Origin of the sequence: Pseudomaricurvus albidus (assembly GCF_018863235.1) — a bacterium.
Taxonomy (GTDB): Bacteria; Pseudomonadota; Gammaproteobacteria; order Pseudomonadales; family Cellvibrionaceae; genus Pseudomaricurvus; species Pseudomaricurvus albidus.
Genome location: NZ_JAHKRS010000001.1, coordinates 706,221 through 727,957 on the forward strand (window position 1 = coordinate 706,221; position 21,737 = coordinate 727,957).

Below are 21,737 nucleotides of genomic sequence, written 5' to 3' on the forward strand. Positions count from 1 at the left end.
TCGGCATTGAATTAACGTGTTTTGCCCGTGCCATACACCGAGTCCAGAGCTTTTTGACACTGTCCTTTTTCTGCGGTCGCGCGGTCGATCAAGCCGGTATAGAGAAAAGACATGCCTCCGGTCAGGAAGGCCGCGCCACCGCTCAACAACAGACCTTTTTTATTCAGGCCGACGTGAGGATCGCTGAGTGTGCCGCTAAGTTTAACAAACGGTGTAACAAACATGTCGGCACTGACGCCAACACCTTTGCGAGGTTTGGTGTTGAATTCAATATTGAGCGTTTCATCGTTGAGATCCACTTCGCCACCGCCGACGACCATCAGTTTCTCGCTTTGCAGCAGGAAGCCGCTGATGTCGCCCTTGCCCGAGATAAAGTCGATGGCAAAGACACTGCATTCCCAATCCGTAAACTCTTCGTTCTTGGCAAAGGGATTCAGCGCACTGATCAGTTGGGCCAGAATGTCACCGGAAAACTTGTCGATCATTTGGTTGCTGACGCGCCCCGGTCCCTGTGTGGTGATCAGTTTACCGTTCAGGTTGGCGGCAAGTGCCCGGGGTGTGGCGCCCAGGGTTTGCAGATCGGCATCGATTCGGGTCACGGGTATTTGATCCTTGGGCACGGACTTGCCTGAAAGCACACTGATCTTAAAGTCGGTGGCGCGGGCTTTTATATCGAGCCTGGCCTGTTCGCCTGTTGGTTTGAGTTGCAATTGGTAGTCGACTTTACCCTCCACCAGACCTTCAAACTGGTTGTCGATAAAGAGTCCGTCTTTGTTATTTTTGGCGACCAGTTGTACGTTTCTGAGTTCTATTGGCGGCATCACATAGCGACCGATTTGCAGCCTGGCGTCCAGGTCCAGTCTCGAAAGCTGTTCCAGTGGCAAGGGGGTTTCATCGAACACATAACCGCCGGATGATGGGTTGCTGTTGTTAGCCCGAGTGTTCCCCTGTGATTTCTGTTCGTCGCTATCGGATATAAAGGCAGACAGGTCCAGCAACTCGGAGCGGGCGTCCAGCCGGATAACGGGGTGGTCGCCGGGCGTAAAATGCGCGTTGCCGGTTAAGGTGTTTTTATCGAGGCTGATCAGGAAGGATGTCAGATCTATCTGGCTGGAGGTTGCGGTCAGTGCGGTTTTGACTTTAAAGGGCAGCTTGGGTAGATCGGCCCGCAGGTAAGAGAGATTGTCCCCGGATGCCTCGACATCCATATCGAGACCGGGAGTGGCCGGATCAATTTCGCCATCCAGTCGCAGCTCCAGCCCACTGAGGCTGGCCACCAGATTGTTCAGCAGCAGCTTGCCACCGTCCACCGCCACATTGCCTTTCAGTGACAGCGCCTCGGCGGGCAGATTGTCTACCTCCAGCCAGGGCCCCAGTTTATCCAGCGTGCCGAGTGAGGCATCAATATCGACGGTCTTGTCGTGATAGTCGTATTCAGAGGTCAGGGTGAGATCCTCGGCGCTGGCATTGAGCACAATATGACGGCCAACGACCTGAGCGTCGAAGGCGATGGGCGTTTCCGCGAGACTGCCGGTTGCCCTGGCCTGCCATTCAGACGTGTTGCCGGAAATGTTCAGCTGATCGAGCAGGGCTTCCATGTCATCGCTGTCGGGTTTGCGCATCAGCACGCGCACGTTGTTGACAGACGCGGCGAGAATTTCAACCGGCAGCGACAGTTCCAGTGCGGATTCCGATGGCGCGGGTTCGGCGTCGTCGGTTTCGGCCTCACCCATTGCCCAATTGGATTCCCCGTCGGCATTGCTCTCATAGAGCACATCGATGTTACTGATTTCCAGTGTGCGAACTACAATGGGCTGTGAGAAGAGGGATTTTAAATCAACGACCACAAAGGCTTTTTCGGCGGTCAGCATGTGGGGTTGCGAGCCCCAGTCCGGACTGCCGAGGCTGGCCTGTTCGATCAACAGGGTGGGCGTTGGCAGTGCCTTGAAATAGAAATCGCCGTCGATGCGAAATTCCCGCCCGGTGGCCTCAGTCACCAGGGTTTCGATTTTGGGTTTGAGAAAGCGAAAATCCGACAACCAGAGAAACAGCCCGGCAATGACTATCAGCGTGCCGAGGGTCGCAAGGAGAGCCAGCAAGAGTCTTCGCAGTGACATGACAGAGTCCGCTACACACAGGGGTAGGTCTTAGTATAGTCGGTTAAGACTGTATCGCATGGGCGTGCTTTATTAGGATGGAGTGGCTGCTGATTTGGGCTCAGGGCGTGCGGATAACGTGTTAACGCGGTAATCTGTCATCTGTATCGGATCACAAACCATCGCCCACACAATAGGTTGGAGTAAGTTGTCTATGAAGGTCATGACATCCGTCAAAACACGGCTGGGTTCAGCGTTACTGGCCACTGGTGCCCTGCTGGTGGGCTGTGCGTCGGAACCGCCGGTACCGCCGCTGACCATTGGCGACTCGGTGAATTTAAAAGACGTCACCGATCAGAATCACCAGCCGTTCGCTCATCAGGAGGATATGAAAGTGCTGATGTTTGTCGAGGGGATGGAAGCCAAGGAGCTGGTGCGTGAAAGCCTTGAGACGATTGATACCCGCTGCATGAAAGACGGCGAGCTGGTGTATCTGGCGAACATCAGCAGGATGCCAAGCATTATCTCCCAATTGGTTGCGGTACCCGCCATGCGCGACTATCCGTATCCTGTGTGGCTGGATTGGGGTGGCGAGGCATCACTGGGGCTGCCGGTTCGTGAAGATCAGGTCACGGTGCTCTCTCTGGATCGACAGTCCATCGTCAGAGCCGATTACTATGAGAGTACTTCCGATCTGTCCCGTTTCCTGACCACTCTCTGTGGCCCCGCAAGCCAGGAGAGCCCGTAACCGAGGGCTCGACTAATTCAGCCTGGACAGAGGCTAATATCCTTTCTGCCGGTCAACCGTGGGCGGCAGTTCACCGGTCTGCTGGTAGCGATTAATGTTGTCGGCGACAATCCGGCTGGCCGATGCAACGGTGGTGGGGGCCGAGATATGAGGCAGTAGCGTGATGTGCGGATGTGTCCAGAAAGGGTGGTCACGGGGGAGCGGCTCCTGGTCAAATACATCCAGCACCGCGTGGCAAAGCTGACCGCTGTCCAGAGCCTGCAGCAGGGCCTCATCATCGACGGTGCCTCCGCGCCCAAAATTGATCAGGGCCGCGCCGCGCTTGCAGGCCGAGAGACGTTGCTGATCCATCAAATGACGAGTTTCCGGAGTCAGAGGCAGCAGATTGACGACGATATCCGATTGAGCCAGCAGCTCAAGCAGTCCGTCCTGACCGTGAAAACCGGGCAAGCCGGAGTTGTCCCTGGGGGTGCGACTCCAGCCCGAGACCGGAAAGCCCAGCTGCTGCAGGCTTTGGGCACTGGCCAGCCCCAGCTGTCCCAGTCCCAAAATACCGATACACCTTTCCGTCGCAGGAGTGTAAGGCCGTTGCTGCCACAATCGCTGGTTCTGCTGATGCCGATAGGCGGGCATATCCCGATGCAGGTACAGTGTCCAGGCGAGTACCGCTTCCACCATGGTTTGGGTGAGTACCGGATCGATCAGACGCACAATACGGAAGCTTGTGTCAGGCAGCTCGGCCAGCATGCGCTCCACTCCGGCCCAGACACTGTGTACCCAGATCAGGTTGGTCAGGGCTGCCAGTTGTTGTGGGTCCGGATTGGCGACAATGGCCAGCTGACATTGCTGTTGCTGTTTTGGCGTCAGTTGATCGAGCCGGCAGACGCTGGCGTTTTCCAGAAGCGGGTCGATGGTGTCGATCCACTGTTGTTGCTCGTGATCTGACAGGCGGCTGATAAAGGGGATAATCATAAAGCTCGGAGTCTGGTCGTCAGTTGAAGCGTCAAAAATAAAGAATATAAACTTAAAACCAGACAAAAGCTGGTATCAGCTGTACTTTACGTTATCTACCGGTTTTTTCCGCTAGACTTTATCGCACTTGTTTCAGAAGGAGAAACCCATGTCCTTACTCATCGCAGGCGTGCTGCTGTGGTCCTTGTCTCATCTGTCACTGGCGCTGGCCCCCCAGTTCAAGGCGGGTGTTGTTGCAAAAATTGGTCTGCTGCCCTGGAAAGGGTTGTTTGCGCTGGTGGTGTTGTTGTCCCTGGTGATGATCATCTTTGGCTGGCGTTCAGCCATACCGTCCATGATCTGGGTGCCGCCGGCCGGCATGCGCCATGTGACCATGGCTCTGGTGCCCATTGCCTTGGTGCTGTTCTTCGCCGCTCGTGCGCCCACGGATATCAAACGCGTTATACGTCACCCGCAACTGACCGGCGTTAAACTCTGGGCGGTGGCGCATTTGCTGAGTAATGGCGACAGTCGCTCACTGGTGGCTTTTGGTGGCCTGCTGGTGTGGGCCGTACTGGAAGTCATTTTTATCAATCGCCGCGATGGCAAAAGCTGGACGCGCCCCGAACCGGTGGGCTGGATGAAGACTGCGGTCAGTACCATTGTCGCCCTGGTGATTACCGGCGGTATCGTGCATTTTCACCAATATTTATCGGGCATTCCGCTGGTCAGTTAACCGGGAATAAACCCCACAAAATACAATACCAACATCTGCTCTGGAGAAATCATCATGCCCTTATCGCTTCATGCTGCTTTTGTCCCTTCCTGTTTGCAATTGCTCGGCTCCATGACGCATCTGCTGAACAAGGCGGAAGCCTGGTGTCAGGAAAATACTATTGCACCGGATGATCTTATACAGGCAAAACTGGCAGACGATATGCTGCCTTTTGCCTATCAGATTAAATCGACGGCGGTGCATTCAGAGCTGGCAATACGCAGTTTGAGCGAGGGAGTATTTTCTCCGGATATGACACCGCCGCCGCAAGACTTTGCCGGTCTGCACCAGTGTATCAATCAGGCGGTTGAATATCTGAGCGGTGTGGCCGAGGCAGATTTGGAGGCGGTGATCGGCAAGCCCATGCAGTTCAAGATGGGTAACTTTGAACTGAATTTCACAGCCGAGAATTTCCTGCTGTCGTTTTCGCAGCCCAATTTCTATTTTCACGCGACCACAGCCTACGATATTTTGCGTGAACAAGGATTGAAGATTGGCAAGGCTGATTATCTGGGTCGCCCGCGGGTTGTTTGAAGGGATTGTGTCAGCACATGCGCAAGCCCAGTAAAGGTTGCGGGGGCTTGTGAAAAGCGTTGACAGCCTGCCGAAGGGTTTCGGTGTAAAAATTGAGTGTATTGGAAGCCAATATTGAATGTGATCAGACGTTTATCCATATTGCTTATCGCTTTTCTGTTCGGCTGTAGCTCGTCCGGCGTGTTCGAGTCTGATCCTGAGCTTCATGTCATTGGCGTGTATGAAGGAACATACCCGGAGGACGATGATCGTCCCTGGCATGCAAAGTGTGACGGTCTTGGTCTGATGGACTGTCACCAGAAAATGACTCAGCGAAAGAGAGCGATGGGTGGCGAGGTGGTCGTCAATGTCTCCATTACAGATACACCGCTGGTGCTTGCCTTTTCCGCCTACGATAAAACCCGATGGGTCGTTAAGCTTAAAAAAGGTGTGATACTGGATAAAGTCATTCTCAGTGGTTATCACCCACAGTCCATTGAAGGTATTCCCGAAGATACACCGATAGAAGTTTATACCTATGAGCCGTCGCCTTGCCCGAAGTGCTATCAGGGCAGTGTGTACTTCTATTCTTATAAGACGGTACCCGATAAGTTGACAACGATTACAGGGATGTCGGCAACCACCCGGCAGGGAATGTATAAAGGCAAAGAGTTTTCCATATTTCCAGATGAAACATGATGTTTGTCTTGGGTCGAATTCAGACGCTTGAGAATCCTGGCGATCGGTTGCATTAATTTCAAATAAAAAGAGGCAAAAGAGTTACGTGTTGATCGGCTTAATAAACCGCCAATAAATAATCCTTCAGCCTCTTTAAACAGAAGCCGTGTTCATTGCCAGGTAATAATGGCATTCAGTGAAATCAATGTGTCAGTTGTTTGCAGATTTCACGGATGTGCCGAAGGTCTGTCCCACAGCAACCGCCCAACACCGTAAGGTGTGCGTCGTTTTTACGCAGTTCTGTCAGCTCCTTGCCAAACGCAATCGGATTGCCGTCATCCAGTGTTTCCGCGTTATCCAGTTCTGCGTGACTGAGGCAGGAGGCATTGCCACGCAAACCTTTCAGGCGTTGATGCCAGGGCGCGTCAACGGCAAACAGGTGATCAAAATGACTGGGGTGAGCACAGTTGATCATGTAGTACGCCGGCCCCTGGTTCGTTTGTTCATCCACCTGGGCAATGGCATCTTCCAGCGTTTCCCCGGTGGGCAGTTTGCCGTCGGTTTCTACCGTAAAGGAAATGCATGCAGGCAACCCAGCGTCTTGTGCCGCTCGCGTGACGCCGATGGCCTCATCAATATAATTGAGCGTCAGTGCGGCAATCATATCCACATTGGCTTCGGCAAAGGTCTGGATTTGCGTGCTGTGATAACGCGCGGCTTCAGTTGCATTCATGCAGGCCTCCGGGGTGTAACCGTCGCCGCGCGGGCCAAGGCAACCGCTGATGACAATCGGACTGTGTTCGGTTTCAAATTCCTGACGGATATGCGCCAGTAACTGCACGGCAGCAATATTCAACTTCCGCAACGCCTCGGGTGCATCACCGATTTTTTCTCCCCAATCGGTATTTGCCCGCCAGGTGGGTGTCTCCAGAATCAAACCGACTTTATAGCGGGCGGCCAGCTGTGCGTAATGTTGGTAGTAATCATAAAGTGTGGCGTAGCCTGCCTCATCGCGAAGCAGATCGTAAGACGCAAATTCTGGCAGGTTGATATTCATGTTAAAACACAGGTCGGTCTCAAGACCGCCGTCGGTGATGCACACCTTGCCGTTAAGTTGCGGTAACTGTTGTTGATAAATGCCCATCGTCTTCTCCTGAAATTCTCTTTTATTCTGTAAAACACATTTCGTGTTGACCGTCAGGCGGTCACTGTTGATAGAACCTCCCTGTTCTCAGGAGGTTTAGATTAAGACGTTACACCCTGCCGGACTAGTGAACTGACGGTACTTTTTATCGAAAAAAATTAATCGACATAAAAACAACGTGTTACAGTTAATGAGTTAGCCGGGCACTAAAATTTCGCGGTCAGGACAAACAAAACTGAACCCGGAGTACAGTAATCATGACATCGAAACCGACATCATCAGAGGAGCCCTTGCCGGGGGGATCATCTCCTAAAGAAAGTACATCGAAAGAAACGTCGGGCAAGGCTGCGTCTGCCAAGGGCAATATCACACGCAATAACATTATGGATATTGCAGAGCGCCGTATTTTACAAAAAGGATTTTCGGCGACATCCATCGAGGAAATTATTAACGAAGCGGGTATCTCAAAGGGCGGTTTCTTCTATCATTTTGACGGCAAAGATGACCTGGCCTATGCCCTGATGCAACGCTATCGGGAACAGGATGCCTTCCTGTTCAGCGGGTTGTTTCGGCGAGCGGAAGAGCTGCTGGATGATCCACTGCAACAAATGCTGTTGTTTATCAAGTTACTGGCCGAAATGATGGACGAACTGGAAGACTTGCACCCCGGCTGTCTTGTCGCGTCTTTCACCTACGAATCCAACGAGGTCAACGAACAGGTCAAGTTGATCACCGCCGACAGTGTGATGGATTGGCGGGCACTGTTTTCGCAACAATTAGAAAAAGTGCATCAACATTACACGCCAAAACTGGACGTGGAAATTTCGGATCTGGCGGATATGTTGTCTACCGTTATTGAAGGAGGCATCGTGGTGTCGCGAGCCCTCTGTGATAAAAAACTGCTGGTGCGCCAGCTGCTGGAATACCGTAACTACATTCGGCTGTTGTACGAGGCGTAACCCAGTCAAATACAAGGGGCAGTGGCGTGGTGTTTGACAGAACGGTATCTGTAAGCGAGATCAAAATATGTTTTTGATCAAAGCGATAGCGATCTGGTTGGTGATGGTATTGGCGGCAATAGCCAACGGGCTTCTGCGTGAAAAATCTTAACCGTTTATCTGGGCGAGTCAGTGGCATTACCCGCTAGCGGGATTTTGCTATCTGTTTTTATTCTGATCATTGTTTATAACGCCATCGATTATATTGTGCCTAAAACAGTCTCCACTTGTTTGGCGCTTGGAATATTTTGGGTTGGCCTGACATTGATGTTTGAATACGGATTGGGTTACTTTGTTCTGGGAAAAGAGATCAGCGAAATAAATCAGGTGTTTAATGTCTCCAGTGGCAACCTGTTTGTGTGGGTTGTGGTTGTGACTTTATGGAGTCCGCTTCTTATTGCGTATTTAAAAGGATATGTCGGGAATGATCGATAACCCGTTCAGGCGTGTGTAGATGCCGTATAAAAGGAACCCTGTGAACTTTATCTCTCGCTACTTAAAGAACAGAGCCATCAAATCGTATGTGCTCAAGCTGGCACCGTTACTGAGCAAACGCTATGGCGTATCGGATCAATACACGGTCGGTCAGATTTCACGAACGATTCAGCAATATAAGCTCAACTCCCGGTTCATTGCCTACGCGATTGCGCTCTACCGGTTTGAAGCGTCCTTCAATACGATAACCCGGCATCAAATAGATCAGCCATTCCTGGATCAATTACGCGCAGAATTGGCAAATCTGTTAGCTCTGAATCCTAAGTTTACCGCCAGGGATATACTCGCACTGGCAGCGCCAGCAGGATGGAAAGGTGATATGCACACCAACTGGGAAGCAAACCGGCACGGTAAAACCGGCTTCTGAAACCTTTGGCAAAGGGGGCTGCTACCCAACCCCCACAGTCGCACGACGCAGCGTTCTCGCCGGCGTCTCACCAAAGCGGGTGCGGTAGGCCCGTGAAAAGTTGCTGACGTGGCTGTAGCCCACTTTTTCGGCAACCTCGCTTACTGAGAGTTCGCCGCTTGCCAGCCAGCGGTGGGCGGCGGTCATCCTTTCGTTGCGCACATACTCGGCACAGCTAAGCTGGAATTTTTGTCGAAACAACTGATCCAGACGGTTTTCGGTGAGGCTTGCCATCTCCGCCAGACTGGCAATGCCAAGTGCGCCATGCAGATGGTTTCCGATATGCCCAATGATGTCGGCCAGTGCCTGTTGTTCCCAAACGAGAATGTGGTCTTCGCTCTCGTTCTCTTCACAGAACAGTTCGATGATCTCTGCCATAAACAGGTTGGCAATGCCTTCCAGTTTCAGCAGTCGGGCACTGCCACGGGCATGGCCGTCAAACAGGTTGCTGCCCAATTGCCGCAGGCGCTGGCTGGGTGAAAAGGACTGGCCAAGCTGAAATTCACCAAACGCTTCTTCACTGAACAGTGAAAGCCGATCGGGCAGTTTGTCTCCGAAACGTTTTTTTAACGGTGCCAGTGTGGAGGCGACACCTACGTGGCGAATGAGCTGCCCTTTTTGCAGCTGAAAGCAGCTGCCGGACGGATCCACGCGCATCAGCAATGCCGAGTCCGGGGTCAGGCTGAAGGTGCTGCCGTTGGGGTATGACAGCTGGGATTCTCCCAGTAAATGCATGGCAGAACCCAGCCACGGCTCTTTGAAACTGTTTTGCACCTGCACTGAACAATCCTCCAGCGCTTCGTACTCCATACGATAGAGCACCATCCCGCTGGCAAATTCCAGACGTTCCATGCGGCCGCGAATGCCGGGCAGGTCAATAGACTGCCCTCCACCCATATCGGCTGTAACCGTGCGGCGGTTATTGCTGTTTTTTGAATTCTTCATCATGACGGCATATTACCTGAAATCATGAGCCGGCCGCTTTATGTCCGATCGTTATTCATAAGGAAAATGATAAAAGCCCGGAAAATGACATGTGTGTGAACTGGTTCTCAATGTCGCTGAACTCTACCCTAGTGCGTTTAACGGAAATCACATGCAGGGGCTTGTCCTTGCCCATCCCGGGCCAGAGACACTCTTCCCGTGACACCCCCGAGGGAACGCCATGAACCACATTTTCAAAACCGTCTTCAATACTGCACTGGGTACCTGGCAGGTCGTGTCTGAACTGGCCCGGGGCTGTTGTAAAGGGAAGGGCAAAGGGCAGGGCAAAGGACAGGGCAAAGGACAGGGCAAAGGGCAGGTTAAAGGGCAACGTAAAGCACAACGCAAAGGCAAGAATGGCGGTGTCACCCTTCCGCTGCTGTTTTTAGGTCTGCCCGGCACCGTGTTGGCAGCCAGCTTGCCACAACAGGGTCAGGTGATTGCCGGCGATGTGTCCATCAGTAAACCCAACGGCCAAACCCTCAACTTAGAACAAAGCTCAAACAAAGCCATTATCGACTGGCAGTCGTTCAGCATCGGCGCGGGCAATACGGTCAACTTCGACCAGAACAGTAGCGCCGCCGTGGCGCTTAACCGCGTCACCGGCAGCGACCCTTCCGCGATTTACGGCAACCTCAATGCCACCGGCAAGGTCTTTCTGGTTAACCAGAACGGGGTGTTGTTTGCCGAAGGGGCCAACGTTAACGTCGGCGGCTTGGTAGCCTCCACGCTGGATATCGACAATCAGGACTTTCTCGACGGCCACTACCGCTTTGAGGGCAGCGGGGATCAGGCCGTCATCAACCGCGGCAGCATCCATGCCGATGCGGTGGCGATGCTTGGCGGGCAGGTCAGTAACGAAGGGGTGATTCGTGCCAACCTGGGCAGTGTCGCCATGGCCGCAGGGGAGAAAATCCAGCTCGACTTTGCCGGCGACGGCTTGATCAACCTCACCATCGAACAGGGCAAACTCAATGCGCTGGTGGAAAACCACGGCGCGATCCAGGCCGATGGCGGCAGCGTTTACCTCACCACACACGCCGCCGATCAGGTGCTCGATTCGGTGGTCAACAACAGCGGGCAGATTCGCGCGCAAAGCGTGGCCCAGCGCGACGGTAAAATCGTGCTGCTGGCCGACATGCAAAGCGGCACCGCCAGTATCGACGGCACGCTGGACGCCTCCGCGCCCGACAGCGGCGACGGTGGGTTTATCGAAACCAGCGGTGCTCATGTCACGATTGCCGACAGCACTCAGATCACCACGCGGGCCGATAACGGCGACACCGGCACCTGGCTGATCGACCCCAACGACTTCACCATCGCCGCCAGCGATGGCGACATCACCGGTGCCGCCTTAAGCAACCAGCTGGCCAATAACCACGTCGAGATCCAGAGCGTCAACGGCGCCACCGACGGCAACGGCGATGTCTTCGTTAATGACAGCGTCAGTTGGAGCGCCAACACGCTCACCCTCAACGCCGAGCGGGATATTCACGTTAACGAATCCCTCAACGCCAGCGGCACCGCCGGGTTGGCACTGAAATACGGCCAGGGCAGCAGCGACGGCGTGATCAACGGCACCGAAGCCCAATACCGGGTCACGGCGCCTATTAACCTGGCGTCCACCGGCAGCTTCAGTACCCAGCTGGGCAGCGGTGGTTCTGTCATCGACTACACCATCATTACCGATGTAAACGCGCTGCAAGACGTCAATAACGCGTTGGGCGGAAACTATGTGCTGGGCGCGGATATCGACGCCAGTGCCACGGCAGGCTGGAACAGCGGTGCGGGGTTTAATCCGCTTGGTAGCCCCAGCAATAGCTTCCGTGGCGTGTTTGATGGCTTGGGGCATGTCGTCAGTGATCTGTTTATTAACCGGGGAGCCACAGATTGGGTCGGCCTGTTTGGCTACACCGATGGCGCAACTTTGCGTCAGGTGGGGTTGGAAAATGTCGATATTACGGGCAGGGATAGCGTCGGCGGTCTGGTGGGTGTGTTGCGTGGTAGCAGCATCAGCCAATCCTATGCCACCGGCGCGGTGACTGGGGAGCAGCGTGTTGGGGGGCTGGTTGGTGGTAGCAACAATAGCAGCGTCACGAGCAGCATCAGCCAATCCTATGCCACCGCTGCGGTGACGGGGAATAGTGACGTTGGTGGACTGGTCGGGTTTAATAGTAATGGCAGCATCAGCCAGTCCTATGCCACCGGTGCGGTGACGGGGTATGGTACCGTTGGTGGTCTGGTCGGGTATCAGCGCGATGGCAACATCAGCCAGTCCTATGTCACCGGTGCGGTGACGGGGACGAGTCAAGTTGGCGGTCTGGTCGGGTATCAGAACGGTGGCAGTATCAGCCAGTCCTATGCCACTGGTGCGGTGGCGGGGAATAGTGAAGTTGGCGGTCTGGTTGGGTTTCAGGACAACGGCAGCATTACCACCAGCTACTGGAACACCGAAACCACCGGCCAGGTAACGGGTCTCGGCAGTAACTTTTTTTGGGGCGACGGCGGCACGGGCCTGACCACCGAGCAAATGTTCTCCGCCGACAGCTTCACCGGTTTCGAGTTTGGCGAGGTGTGGGGCAATGCTGGTGACCAGACCACGCCTTACCTGCTGGGGCTGTCGGGCAATCAGGTCTTCAACCGCCATAGCCTGCCCACGGGTGCCATCACCGCAAGCAATCGCCCCGACGCCTATAACGTCATTCTCACTCTGCAGCAGTTGCAAGCCATCAACAACGGGCTGACCGGCAACTATGTGCTGGGCGCGGATATTGATGCCAGCGCCACGGCAGGCTGGAACAGCGGTGCCGGGTTTAATCCGCTGGGTAACGCCAGCACTGAATTTAGCGGTGTGTTTGATGGCTTGGGTCATGTGATCAGTGATCTGTTTATTCACCGGGGAAGCACAGACTCTGTTGGGTTGTTTGGCTATACCGATGGCGCAACGCTGCGTCAGGTGGGGCTGGAAAACGTCGATATTACGGGCAGGGATACCGTCGGCGGTCTGGTGGGTGGGCTGCGTGATAGCAGCATCAGCCGCTCCTATGCCACCGGCGCGGTGACTGGGGAGTGGCGTGTTGGGGGGCTGGTTGGTTTCAGCTCCTCTAGCATCAGCCAGTCCTATGCCGCCGCTGCGGTGACGGGGACGAATGAGGTTGGCGGTCTGGTCGGGCTTCAGAGCGGCAGCATCAGCCAGTCCTATGCCACCGGTGCGGTGACGGGGAGTAATCAGACCGTTGGCGGTCTGGTCGGGTCTCTGAATCATGGCACTATCAGCCAGTCCTATGCCACCGGTGCGGTGACGGGGGGTATTGATGTTGGCGGTCTGGTTGGGATTCAGGACGGGTTCTTAAGCTCCATCACCAATAGCCATTGGGACAGCGATTCCACCGGGCAAGATGCGGCTATTGGTCTTTCTTTCGATGGTACCAACACCAACCTCTCCGAGGTAACGGCCAGCAACCGCTACAACCACAGCGCCTATCAAAACCTGGGCACCTGGGAGCAGTTATACGGCGACATGTATATCGCCAAAGACGGCAGCGGTAACCCCACCTGGGCCATGATCGAAGGCTCCACCCGGCCGTTTTTGTACAGCGAATACAGCACCACCATCCGCAACGCCCACCAGCTGCAACTGGCCGCGCTGGACCTGACCGCCGATTACACCCTCGCCGCCGATATCGACGCCAGCATTGCCAATGGCAGCAATGTGTCCGGTATGTGGAGCGGTGCGGGGTTTGATCCGCTTGGTAGCCGTTCCAGCAACAGCTTCCGTGGCGTTTTTGACGGCTTGGGGCATGTGATCAGTGATCTGTTTATTGATCGGGGAGCCACAGATTGGGTCGGCCTGTTTGGCTACACCGATGGCGCAACGCTGCGTCAGTTAGGGCTGGCTAACGTCGACATTACGGGCAAGGATTACGTCGGCGGTCTGGTTGGTGGAGGCGGCAGCAGTATTGGCCAGTCCTATGTTACCGGCGCGGTGACGGGGGGGGATATTGTTGGCGGTCTGGTCGGTTTTTTGTCTGGTAACTCCAGCATCAGCCAGTCCTATGCCACCGGTGAAGTGCAAGGAGGCATCAATGTCGGTGGTCTGGTTGGCCATCTGCATCTGAACAATGGTTCTATCAGCCAGTCCTACGCCTCCGCAAGCGTTGACGGGAACCATAGAGTTGGCGGCCTGGTTGGCGCTGTTATTTCGAGTGCAATCAGCGAATCCTATGCCACGGGTGAGGTGCGAGGGAGTCGCTTGGTTGGAACACTGACCGGAGCCCAGTCGGGCACCATTTCTGATAGCTATTACCTGCTGACCGATAATCGCACTATCGAGTCCACTGATTATGGCGTAAACACCCGTGGTGGCGTCAGGGTGGCAAGCGGTCTGACAGGTAAAACCCTGACGCTTAAAGGCGGTTTGGGTATTGATTTGCTGGACAGCGTTGAACTGGGCGATAACACACTGCTGGTGCAGACGGACGGAGGCATCTACCTCCACAGCGGCAGTGCAGTGACCTCCAGCGCGGCCGGCGATGCGCTTGTGCTGGCGGGTGCAACCTTTATCAATCAGGCAGGCAGCTCTGCGTTGTCCGCCACAAACGCCGATGGCCGATGGCTGATCTACAGCGACAACCCGGATGACAACACCTTTGGTGGCCTGGCCAGCGGCAATCAGGCGCTGTGGAATACCAGTTGGAACGGCGCGCCCGCTATCACGGCCTCGGGTAACCGCTATGTGTTTGCCATGCAGCCGACCCTTACGGTCACCGGCACGGTTGATGGCAGCAAGACCTACGGTGATCTGTACACCATCACCACGCCGGTTGTCGGAACCGATTACACCCTGAGCGGATTTGTAGACGCTGCCGCTTACGGCAGTGTGTTTACGCAGGATGATGCCAGCAACATCGGAGCCCCCACGCTTGTCTCAGCAGGCGCGGCCGCAAGCGCCGATGCGGGTGACTATGCGTTCAGCTGGCAGGTCGGCGATCTGGCCGCTACGGGTTACAACGTTGATCTCACCGCTACCGGCGGCACGCTTACGGTGACGAAGAAGGTCATTGATCTGATTAACGCCATCGCACAGAACAAAGTCTATGACGGCACTTTGGATGCAGACGCGATTGCTGAACTGAATGGCGTCATCAGCGGCGACGATCTTCAAGTGACAGTAAGCGGGGCGTTTGACGACAAGAACACCGGTACTGGCAAAACCGTGACCGTCAGCGGCGCACTGTCCGGCGCGGATGCCGGTAACTACGCCCTGTCGTCGAACAGCATCACAACCACCGCCGACATCACCGCCAAGGTGATTGATCTGATCAATGCCGTGGCCCAAGACAAAGTCTATGACGGCACGCTCGATGCCGATGTGGCGGCAGATTTGAACGGCGTTCTCAGCGGCGATGATCTGCAACTGGCGGTTAGCGGCGAGTTTGATAACAAAAACGCTGGCACTGGCAAAACCGTGACCGTCAACGGCGCACTGTCGGGTGCGGATGCCAGTAACTACGCCCTGTCGGCAAGCAGCATCACCACCACCGCCGACATCACCGCCAAGGTGATCGATCTGATCAATGCGGTGGCTCAACATAAAGCCTACGACGGCACCACCGATGCCGATGTGGCGGCAGACCTGAATGGCGTTCTCAGCGGCGATGATCTGCAACTGGCAGTAAGCGGCGCGTTTGACAACAAAAACGCCGGCACCGGCAAAACCGTCACCGTCAGCGGCGCGCTGTCGGGTGCGGATGCCGGCAACTACGCCCTGTCGTCGAGCAGCATCACAACCACCGCCGACATCACCGCCAAGGTAATCGATCTGATCAATGCGGTGGCGCAACACAAGGTCTACGACGGCACTCTGGATGCGGAGGTTGTTGCTGAACTCAGCGGCGTGATTAACGGCGATGATCTCAGCGTGATCCTCAGCGGTTTGTTCGCCAATGCCGAGGTGGGCGATAACAAGCTTGTGACCGTGAGTGGCGAGCTGCAAGGCGCAGATCGTAGCAATTATCAGCTCAGTGGCCCGGTGCAAACCCTTGCCAGTGTGCGGGAAGAAGTCACCCAGACAGAAAACCGGCCACTGCAGGGCTATGTTGAGGCGATCCGCCTGCGGCAGGACACGCCCAGCTCACTGCCCGGTGAAACCTCACTGCAACTGACCATCCGCGGCGATGGCCTGAACCTGACGGGGCTGGCCGGTGACGTGACCTTGGGAACAACCGACGAGTCGAACGATAACGAATCCGGCTATCAGGACAGTGCGGCAAGCCTGTTGCAGCCATAAAATCAGGAAAGGAATTCATGAAAAGACAACTGTTAAGTCTTGCGGTCGCCCTTGGCTGGCTGCCGATGGCCATGGCACAACTTCCCCCGCAAGCGGGTGACAGCTTGCGGATACTGGAAGATCAGCAACTGTCCTTGCCGCCGTCGTCGGAGCCTGCCTTGCAAGCACCGACGGACGTACCGGTAGTTGCGCCACAATCGGACATTCCGATTCCGGTGCGCGAGTTTCGGATTGAAGGCAATCATTCGCTGCCCACCGGGGCACTGCTGGCACAGCTGCAGGATTTGACCGGCCAGACACTGACACTGGCCGAGCTGTACGACGCTGCGGAGCGGCTCACGGTATATTATCGTCAGCAGGGGTATCTGGTCAGTCGGGCCTATTTGCCCGCGCAGGAAATTGGCGACGACGGCATCATTACCATCGCCATTGCCGAGGGGCGTTATGGGCAGGTAACCCTGACAAACCAGAGCCACCTGCGCGACTTTGTGCCGCGCAGCATGATGGGGCAGCTGGCAAGCGGCGACGCGGTCACTCTCAAACCGCTGGAGCGGCAGGTGCTGTTGTTCGACGATCTGCCGGGGACGCGGGCATCTTCTTCACTGGCGGCGGGTCGCGAGCCGGGACAATCCGATCTGACCGTGATACTGAAAGATGCACCCCGTTTGAGCGGTAGAGTGACGATGGACAACTACGGCAACCGCCACACCGGTGAATACCGTATGAGTACGCAACTGGATGTGGCCAGTCCGCTGGGCCTTGGCGATGCGTTTTCACTCTACCTGCTGGGCACTGACGAGGAGCAGCTGTACTACATGGCCCGCTACGACCTGCCGGTCAGCCCCTGGGGCACCCGCGTGGGTCTGTCTGCGTCAAAAATGGATTACCAGCTGGGCGGGGATTTCGACGATCTCGATGCCACAGGCACGGCGGATACCATCGGCCTGTTTGTCACCCACCCCTGGTTGCGCAGTCGCAATCTGAATGTGCGCAGCCTGCTGCAAGTGGAGCGCAAGGACCTGACCGATGAACTGTTCGATGGTTTTATCGTCACCGACAAGACGTCCGAGAACGTCACCCTGGGCCTGTCCGGGGATTGGCGCGATACCTTCGGCGGTGGGGGTGTAAACGCCTTCAATGTGAGTTGGGTGCAGGGCCACCTGCGCGGGGACAGCATCGATCGCGGCAGCTTTGGCAAGTTGCAGTTTTCCCTGTTGCGGCTGCAATACCTGACGAACCAACTGAGTCTCTACACCGCGCTGCAAGGGCAGTGGACCGACGGCAATCTGGACAGCTCTGAGCACTTGTCACTGGGCGGGCCTTACACCATTCGCGGCTATCCGGCCGGCGAAGCCAGCGCCGATGAAGGCGTGCTCGGCACTCTGGAGCTGCGCTATCAATGGCGAACTGACTGGCAATTCAAAACCTTTGTCGATGGCGGTTATGCCCGTCTGGTGCGCCACCCGCTGGAGGACGATGATCACCACCGCAACCTGAGCAGCATCGGTGTGGGCGTTGACTGGCAACCACACCCGCAGCTGAGTTTCAGCCTCACCAGTTCCTGGCGCACCGGCGAACAGCCCGTCAGTGATACCGAGCGCACCCCGCAAGTCTGGGGACGGATGCAGTGGTCGTTCTAAGCCGCAAATTCCCATCCGGCTGAAAGTGATGCCCTCTTGGGTTTAGCGAGGATGTGATTGATACAGGGGGGGATGCCTCGTATCCCCTTAGCCCATTCATCGTATCCCCCCAGCCTATACAACCAATCCCCCTGCCTATCCAAAATACCCGATTGTCCATTGCCGGAACCCGATGTCGGGTCTCGGGACAGGACGCTTCCCTATAAAAGACCCGACGTCGGTTATCAAAGACTCGATGTCGGGTATCGGCAGGAGGATGCCGAGTGTTTTGACGGCGATGTCGAGTCTTTTAAGGGGGATGTCGAGTATTGTGGCTCCGATGTTGGAGTAAAAAGCTTCGATGCTGGAGCAAAAAGCCTCGACGTCGATGATCGGAGGGAGGTTGTCGAGTGATTGGAACAGGCCATCGAGTGATTGAGATAGGTTGTCGAATGATTGGGATAGACCGTCGAGTGCGGGAGACCCGGTTTCGAGTTATGGAACTCCAATGTCGAGTGTTTAAGGTAGATTGTCGTATGGCTATAAACACTCCGATGGGTTATACAGAGTGTTTTTGATGCATGATTTTCTGACCCGCTAAATTAGGAAGACAAAAATGACCAATCACCTTTTGCCAGCGCTGTTTATTCTGGGCGTGTTTATTGTTGCGGCGATCTTGTTCGACAAATTACTGAAGAACATTGCCGGGCGCTACGATGCCAGTGCCTCCGAAAGCTTCCGCCTGATCTCCAATTCACAGAAGGCCATTTTGATTTTTATCGGCTGTGTACTGGCGCTGTCGAAGCTGGGGTTTAATGTCTCGGCTCTGGTCGCGGGTTTGGGGTTAACCGGCTTCGCACTCGGGCTGGCCCTGAAAGACGCCATCTCCAATCTGGTGGCCGGCATGATGATTGTGCTCTACAAACCCATCGAGCTGGAAGACAGCGTAGAAATCGCCGGCGTGAAGGGCGTGGTGGTGGACCTGAACCTGCGCTACATCACCGTTAAAGCCGAAGGTGCCGTGCATCTGGTGCCCAACTCCCTGTTGCTTAATTCCAAGGTGACGTTGTTGGATCAAACGCCCGCTGAATAAAACTCCCGCCGGGTTCAGGTAACCGTCAATCACATACGTGGCGTTAACGGGAGACAAGAATGAATGACTCACTGCCTCCAAACTGTCCATTGGCATCTGGCGCAACATCGGCGGTGAGTTTCCACGAGCCGAAATCATCCAGTGAGATCTGAATTGTTACCAGCCCAAGAGTGTCTGTGGTCGTGGTTCCGCTGGTCGCATCAATCGTCTGGGAATTGAGGGTTGTGATAACGCCCTGATGGTTCGGATTGCCGGGGGTGAGTGTAAACGTCACGCTGCGCCCGCCGATGGGTTGTGCTCCGGTCTTGATAATAGGCTGGTTGTACTGGTCAACGCCTTTGCCCTGTGTCAGTTTGAAGACGTAGTTGGCGGTGCCGGGTGGCAGCGGAACAATTTGCGGTGCGGTGGTATAGGCGCCGTGCTCCCACTGCTGTTGTGTTCTCTTGTACTCTATATATTTGGGGCCGGCCAGAGCAGCGAGGATTAAAACGATACCGACAACAACGACAATTTCCAGTAGTGTATAGCCGGTTTGCAGAGGCTTTTTCATGGTTCACCCCCTTGATCAGGCTGGTGATATGTTGGGTTGATGACAATAAAACGGCTCTATCTTCTGTTCTTATTATAGATGCTGAAATAAAAGGGTGTTTTAACATTCGATAGGGATAAACGAGTGCGACTGATAAGACTGTTTAAAAACGACCTCGCCAAAGAGGTTTCCGACTGGGTCGAGAAGGACCTGATTTCTGCCGATCAGGCGCGATCCATTTGTCGGGTCTACGATGTGGATTACGACTCCATTCAGAACCACTCCCTCGGTTACCGTCTGTTAATCGGATTGGGGTATCTGTTTATCGGCCTGGCGGTGATCACGCTACTGGGCGCCAATTGGGACGAAATCCCCCGCGCGTTGCGCATGGGCGGATTGCTGTTGCTGACGCTGGCGACTCACGGGCTGGCGTTCAAATCCTATTTTGCCGGCAGCACGTCCGGTGCGGCTGGATTGTTTTTATTGGGCAATCTGTTTTACGGCGCGTCCATTATTCTGATCGCGCAGATCTATCACTTGGGCGAGCACATGCCCGACGGCGTATTCTGGTGGGCGCTGGGCAGTTTGCCTTTTGGTGTCCTGCTGAAAAGTCCCTGGCTGACGCTGTTCAGTGTGTTGCTGGCGATGCTGTGGTTTGTGCTTGAGTTCGGCATGGGCTTCTTTCCGTGGCTGTTCCCGCTGTTTATCGTGGCGGCGGTGTACGTGCTGTACAAGGGGCCGTCCAGCAGCATGCTGTTCCTTGCGACCATTGCCGCTATCGGTCTCTGGATAGAAGCCGTGCTGTCGGCACTGTGGGCGGGCGATCGTTACGATTACACCCTTCACCTCGAACATCTTTTGGTGAGTGTGGCGCTGTTTGTCTTGGCGTATGCGGTCAGTGGCTGGTTGTATGCGCAAAGCAGCAACAAGGCCAAGGATTACGGCGTGCTGTTGTCGCTCTGGTCGCTGAGGTTCGGTCTGGTGGCCTTGCTGGTGTTCAGCTTTGAAGACCCCTGGTCGGACTTGATTGAATCCGACTGGGATCAACAGGCGTCCATGTGGCTGTGTGTTGTGGTCTTGATGGCTGCGTCTCTGTGGTTTGCCTGGCGCGGCAGAATTCTGCAGTTTCTGTTGCCGGTGGCGGTGTTCGCCGGCCTGTCGATGATTGCCGTGGTCGCCGCCGAAGACCGGTCAGCCGCGGTGTACTTTCAAATCGCTTACAACATCGCACTGATCTGCAGCGGCATCGGGCTGATTGTTCGGGGTATTCATCAGGGAGTTTCCCACTATTTCTTTTTAGGCGTGGCCACCATTTTGTTGACGGCGTTTATGCGCTACATCGATTTGATCGGTGACTATATTGGCGGTGCGATCCTGTTTATGGTGCTGGCCGCTGTCCTGCTTGGCGCCGCCAAATACTGGAAAGGGCAACAACTGCAAGGAGGCACCCAATGAAGCGATCCACGATTGCCAAAGGCCTTGGGCTGGCCGTCATCCTGCAACTGTGCTTACTGGTGGGCATGGTGGTGAAAGCCGCAATGCCCTTATGGACGGGACAGGAAATCCGCGTAAAAACCATCCCAATCGACCCCCGCTCAATGTTTCGCGGCAACTACGCACGGCTCAACTACGAGATCGGCCAGCTGCCGGGACGCGCCCTGTCCGAGTTTCCCTCACTGCGCAAAGGCGAAGTGGTTTACATCAGCCTGCAAACTGGCGACGACGGTCTGTTTCACTATGCCGATGCCTCACTCACCAAACCCGAAGCCGGTGTATTCCTGCGCGGGCGCACCACCAACAGCGTACCACCTTATCGGGTGAAGTACGGCATCGAAGCCTACTTCGCTCCCAAAGAAAAAGCGCTCAAACTGGAACGCGAGCTGAGGGAAAGTGGAGTCGCCGTACTGATGGTTTCAGACAGCGGGCAAGTGGCCTTGCAAAATGTCATCGCAGGCTCGGGGGAGTAAACACGGCTCACCGCCCGAACCATCACCATCACCCAAAAGACAGTAAAAACTGACCCTTGTAGTCAAGGACGGACTGGTTAACAATAGTTGCAGATTAGCGCGCCAGCGCATCACACAGGGAAGATCGACCACAATGACTGAACGCAAGGATATGCCGTCCCTCTGTTAAAGACTTCCCTCTGTAGATATACGTCGCTGTGACGCGTTTAAACGCGTCAATGCTTGTTAAGCTATTGAATAATGGAAAATTAACCCGTGATTTGCGGGTGATTTTTTGTGGATATATGTCGCGGTGACGTGTTTAAACGCGTCATTGTGACGTTGAATAATGACATGGACTCTCCTCTACCTTCAGTGGCTATCCTTAAGATACGACTACTGAACTAGGAGACGATCATGGCGACAATGACTATTCGTATTGGTTTGGATATAGCTAAAAACATATTTGTTGC

The 21,737-nt window shown here is 55.1% G+C and carries 18 protein-coding genes; 13 read left to right on the top strand and 5 right to left on the bottom strand.

Annotated features, from left to right (window positions below; translation table 11 throughout):
• Window positions 1-11 precede the first annotated feature (11 nt).
• Entirely contained in the window at window positions 12-2,117 is a 2,106-nt protein-coding gene (locus tag KOI40_RS03185) for an AsmA family protein (protein WP_216095982.1), read from the bottom strand.
• 193 nt (window positions 2,118-2,310) lie between these two features.
• On the opposite strand from KOI40_RS03185, the gene KOI40_RS03190 reads away from it, so the two are divergent.
• Complete coding sequence (locus tag KOI40_RS03190; RefSeq protein WP_216095983.1) at window positions 2,311-2,844, top strand: hypothetical protein; 534 nt, start codon at window positions 2,311-2,313, stop codon at window positions 2,842-2,844.
• Window positions 2,845-2,877: 33 nt separating this feature from the next.
• On the opposite strand, the gene KOI40_RS03195 is transcribed toward KOI40_RS03190, so the two are convergent.
• Window positions 2,878-3,816 (bottom strand): 2-hydroxyacid dehydrogenase, encoded by a 939-nt coding sequence (locus tag KOI40_RS03195; protein WP_216095984.1) that lies wholly within the window; start codon window positions 3,814-3,816, stop codon window positions 2,878-2,880.
• 148 nt (window positions 3,817-3,964) lie between these two features.
• Here KOI40_RS03195 and KOI40_RS03200 point away from each other — a divergent pair, with 148 nt between their 5' ends.
• The 3 genes from KOI40_RS03200 to KOI40_RS03210 all read left to right on the top strand — a co-directional run bounded on the left by KOI40_RS03200 (window position 3,965) and on the right by KOI40_RS03210 (window position 5,782).
• Complete coding sequence (locus KOI40_RS03200) at window positions 3,965-4,531, top strand: NnrU family protein (RefSeq protein WP_216095985.1); 567 nt, start codon at window positions 3,965-3,967, stop codon at window positions 4,529-4,531.
• A 54-nt stretch (window positions 4,532-4,585) separates the two neighbouring features.
• The gene (locus tag KOI40_RS03205; RefSeq protein ID WP_216095986.1) at window positions 4,586-5,104 is read left to right on the top strand and encodes a DUF1993 domain-containing protein; all 519 of its coding nucleotides are present in this window, start codon (window positions 4,586-4,588) and stop codon (window positions 5,102-5,104) included.
• Window positions 5,105-5,218: 114 nt separating this feature from the next.
• Complete coding sequence (locus KOI40_RS03210) at window positions 5,219-5,782, top strand: hypothetical protein (RefSeq protein ID WP_216095987.1); 564 nt, start codon at window positions 5,219-5,221, stop codon at window positions 5,780-5,782.
• Window positions 5,783-5,963: 181 nt separating this feature from the next.
• On the opposite strand, the gene KOI40_RS03215 is transcribed toward KOI40_RS03210, so the two are convergent.
• Complete coding sequence (locus tag KOI40_RS03215) at window positions 5,964-6,905, bottom strand: homocysteine S-methyltransferase family protein (RefSeq protein ID WP_216095988.1); 942 nt, start codon at window positions 6,903-6,905, stop codon at window positions 5,964-5,966.
• A gap of 257 nt (window positions 6,906-7,162) precedes the next feature.
• On the opposite strand from KOI40_RS03215, the gene KOI40_RS03220 reads away from it, so the two are divergent.
• The 3 genes from KOI40_RS03220 (at window position 7,163) to KOI40_RS03230 (ending at window position 8,765) form a co-directional block, all read left to right on the top strand.
• The gene (locus tag KOI40_RS03220; RefSeq protein ID WP_216095989.1) at window positions 7,163-7,864 is read left to right on the top strand and encodes a TetR/AcrR family transcriptional regulator; all 702 of its coding nucleotides are present in this window, start codon (window positions 7,163-7,165) and stop codon (window positions 7,862-7,864) included.
• 171 nt (window positions 7,865-8,035) lie between these two features.
• A complete protein-coding gene (locus KOI40_RS03225) occupies window positions 8,036-8,338 on the top strand; it encodes a hypothetical protein (RefSeq protein ID WP_216095990.1) in 303 nt (100 codons plus the stop codon).
• Window positions 8,339-8,378: 40 nt separating this feature from the next.
• The gene (locus tag KOI40_RS03230) at window positions 8,379-8,765 is read left to right on the top strand and encodes a DUF6559 family protein (protein ID WP_216095991.1); all 387 of its coding nucleotides are present in this window, start codon (window positions 8,379-8,381) and stop codon (window positions 8,763-8,765) included.
• A gap of 21 nt (window positions 8,766-8,786) precedes the next feature.
• On the opposite strand, the gene KOI40_RS03235 is transcribed toward KOI40_RS03230, so the two are convergent.
• Window positions 8,787-9,752, bottom strand: coding sequence for an AraC family transcriptional regulator (locus KOI40_RS03235; protein WP_216095992.1), 966 nt, complete (start codon window positions 9,750-9,752; stop codon window positions 8,787-8,789).
• A gap of 217 nt (window positions 9,753-9,969) precedes the next feature.
• On the opposite strand from KOI40_RS03235, the gene KOI40_RS03240 reads away from it, so the two are divergent.
• The 4 genes from KOI40_RS03240 (at window position 9,970) to KOI40_RS03255 (ending at window position 18,789) form a co-directional block, all read left to right on the top strand.
• Window positions 9,970-16,077, top strand: a complete 6,108-nt coding sequence (locus KOI40_RS03240; RefSeq protein ID WP_216095993.1) for a YDG domain-containing protein — start codon at window positions 9,970-9,972, stop codon at window positions 16,075-16,077.
• A gap of 17 nt (window positions 16,078-16,094) precedes the next feature.
• On the top strand, window positions 16,095-17,717 hold the full coding sequence (locus tag KOI40_RS03245) for a ShlB/FhaC/HecB family hemolysin secretion/activation protein (RefSeq protein ID WP_216095994.1): 1,623 nt from the start codon (window positions 16,095-16,097) through the stop codon (window positions 17,715-17,717).
• A 72-nt stretch (window positions 17,718-17,789) separates the two neighbouring features.
• A complete protein-coding gene (locus tag KOI40_RS03250) occupies window positions 17,790-18,110 on the top strand; it encodes a hypothetical protein (RefSeq protein WP_216095995.1) in 321 nt (106 codons plus the stop codon).
• Between the two features lie 202 nt (window positions 18,111-18,312).
• Window positions 18,313-18,789 (top strand): mechanosensitive ion channel family protein, encoded by a 477-nt coding sequence (locus tag KOI40_RS03255; protein ID WP_216095996.1) that lies wholly within the window; start codon window positions 18,313-18,315, stop codon window positions 18,787-18,789.
• A 43-nt stretch (window positions 18,790-18,832) separates the two neighbouring features.
• Here the strand turns inward: KOI40_RS03255 and KOI40_RS18720 are convergent, their stop codons facing one another.
• Window positions 18,833-19,339, bottom strand: a complete 507-nt coding sequence (locus KOI40_RS18720) for a prepilin-type N-terminal cleavage/methylation domain-containing protein (RefSeq protein ID WP_216095997.1) — start codon at window positions 19,337-19,339, stop codon at window positions 18,833-18,835.
• Between the two features lie 123 nt (window positions 19,340-19,462).
• Here KOI40_RS18720 and KOI40_RS03265 point away from each other — a divergent pair, with 123 nt between their 5' ends.
• Entirely contained in the window at window positions 19,463-20,773 is a 1,311-nt protein-coding gene (locus KOI40_RS03265) for a DUF2157 domain-containing protein (protein ID WP_216095998.1), read from the top strand.
• Window positions 20,770-21,285, top strand: a complete 516-nt coding sequence (locus KOI40_RS03270) for a GDYXXLXY domain-containing protein (protein ID WP_216095999.1) — start codon at window positions 20,770-20,772, stop codon at window positions 21,283-21,285. The genes KOI40_RS03265 and KOI40_RS03270 overlap by 4 nt, the downstream gene beginning before the upstream one ends.
• Window positions 21,286-21,737 lie beyond the last annotated feature (452 nt).